The following is a 2,231-nucleotide window of genomic DNA, read 5'->3' as shown; positions in this document are numbered from 1 at the left end:
GTCTGGGCGCCGGACACGCGCATCACCGAGCACCCGAACCGCATCGCCAAGGGCAACCTGACCTCGGTGACCGGCGTCATGCAGGGCACCTTCACGAAGCCCATGCCGGACGGCAAGGGCGGCTTCATCCAGCCGACCGGCAAGAAGTTCTCCATCAACATGGTCACGGTCGGCATCTGGAACAAGGACGGAGTCATGGAAGAGGAGTTCCTCTTCTGGGACAACAAGACCTTCTACCAGCAGATCGGCCTCGCCTGACCCGTGTCTGGCCCGGCGGTGCGACCGCCGGGCCACACACAGGCGTGTAAGGCATCGCCCCCTACGTGTGCAAGCGACCGGCGCGGCGTCCTTCGCCGGCGCTATCTGGGCTGGCTGGCCAAGGCCAACCCGCTGGAGCGGGGGCGGTAGTCGGCGACCGGGTCCACGGTCTGCTGCACCCCCGCCGGTCGTGCTTGTTGACCTCCGCGAACTCGCTCCGGCCCACGAGCCCCTCGGTGACAACTACCGAGCTCCGGCACAGACTGAGCGCCGTACTTGGCCGTGTGGCCAGGTGCGGCGCTCGGAGTCCGAGCAGTACCGGATTCGGGGAGTCCGGCTCAGGCGTGGGTCAGTATGTGTACGTCGTGTTGCCGCCCAGCGAGACGGCCACGCCCTTGATCGCTACCCCTTCCTTGAGGATCTTCACCGCGTCGTAGCGGGGGACGGTCGTGCCGTTGCCGAGCTGGCCCTCGCCGTTGTGACCCCAGGTGAAGACGTCGTCCGCCGTGAGGGCAACGCCGTGCCGGGCGCCGGCCGCGAGGTGCTGGACGCCCTGAAGGCGCGGGATCTCGACCGGGGCGGTGCGGTTGGTGCGGGAGACGTTGGAGTCGAAGGCCTCGTCGGCTTCCAGGAGCTGGCCGTACTGGTTGTTGCCCCAGCCCCAGACGTGGCGGTCGCTGGTGGTGACGTAGTTGTGGAAGGCGCCGGCCTCGATGTCCGAGACGCCGTCCAGCCAGTCGACGTCGACGGGTTCGGTGGCGGACTTGGTGGTGGAGTTGCCGAGCTGGCCGTAGAGGTTGTAGCCCCAGGACTTGACCGTTTCGTCGGCGGTCAGCGCGAGGGCGTGGTGGCAGCCTGCGTCGATCTCCGTGATGTTCTCCAGGCCGTGGACCTGGCGGGGTACGGAGCTGGTGGCGCGGCTGCCGTTGCCGAGCTGGCCGTGGATGCCGCGGCCCCAGGCGTAGACCTTGCCGTTCTCCAGGAGTGCGAGGCTGAAGTCGCAGCCGGCCGAGATCTGCTTGACCTTGGGCATGCCCTGGACGCGGTCGGGGACGGTGCGGGTGTCGCCGGTGCGGTTGTTGCCGAGCTGGCCGTAGGCGTTGTCGCCCCAGGAGTAGACCTGGCCGGAGGTGTCGAGGGCGAGGGCGTGCATTCCGCCCGCCGCGATGTCCTTGATGTTGGCCAGGCGGGGGACGGTCGTGGGCACGTTCTGGTTGGTGTTGCCGCCGTTGCCGAGCTGGCCGGAGGAGTTGTGGCCCCAGGACTTCACCGTCGTGCCGGTGCGGGCGAGGGCGAAGGAGTCGGCCGAGGAGGTGCCGCCGGCCGACATCTGGTCGACATCACTGCGCACGAGGTCGGTGACCGAGGACGGGGAGAGGCTGTCGGCCAGGGTGCCGTTGCCGAGCTGCCCGGTACGGCCCGCCCCCCAGCTCAGCACGGCCGGATCGCCCGCATGGGCCGACGCGGCCACCGGGGCCGCGGCAAGGACAGCGGCCGCCAGTACAAGGACGGACGAGCGACGCAGTGAGCGCCAACTGGATCGGGGCATGCTGAAGACCTTCCTGAACAGGGGGGATGGCCGGCTGACACCCACAGAGGGGAAATACAGCCCATAGGTGCCGAAAGGCGGCCGAGCGTGCACCCCAACCTAGATCATTTACGGGCGGGCGGGACGGACGCTTCACCTATCAGGGGGACCCTCAAACGGGTGCCGGACGAACCACCGCGTTCCGCATTGGCCCGGCCACACCCACGTGCAGCCGGGTCTGCCGGGCCAACAGCAGCGCACACTCCGGCCCGACCAGACCGCTAACGGGCCAGCTGGCGCACTAGGGCACACCCGGCTGTGAGTGAGCGTGGGGTTTTTGGGGGGGGGGGCCCAAACAACGACGGGGGGCGGCCGCGGGGGGTGGGGGGGGGGGGGGGTTGCGGGGGCCCGAGTTCGGCGGGGGGGGGGGGTAGTGGGGGGGGGT

1 protein-coding gene and 1 pseudogene are annotated in these 2,231 nt (G+C 69.6%); one reads left to right on the top strand and one right to left on the bottom strand.

Going from position 1 to position 2,231, the window contains the following annotated elements; genetic code table 11:
• Window positions 1-258 (top strand): annotated as a pseudogene (locus ACFWRO_RS36985) (hypothetical protein); the annotation flags it as partial.
• A 349-nt stretch (window positions 259-607) separates the two neighbouring features.
• On the opposite strand, the gene ACFWRO_RS36980 reads toward ACFWRO_RS36985, so the two are convergent.
• Entirely contained in the window at window positions 608-1,807 is a 1,200-nt protein-coding gene (locus tag ACFWRO_RS36980) for an RCC1 domain-containing protein (RefSeq protein ID WP_384519074.1), read from the bottom strand.
• Window positions 1,808-2,231: the final 424 nt, after the last annotated feature.

This window comes from Streptomyces sp. NPDC058579, assembly GCF_042718575.1.
Lineage (GTDB): Bacteria > Actinomycetota > Actinomycetes > Streptomycetales > Streptomycetaceae > Streptomyces.
The sequence above is the reverse complement of the archived record's forward strand: the minus strand, read 5'-3'. Positions and strand labels throughout refer to the sequence as shown.

Coding starts and splice junctions, on each gene's coding strand:
- ACFWRO_RS36980 (WP_384519074.1), bottom strand. CDS start 1,807: ATGCCCCGATCCAGTTGGCGCTCACTGCGTCGCTCGTCCGTCCTTGTA.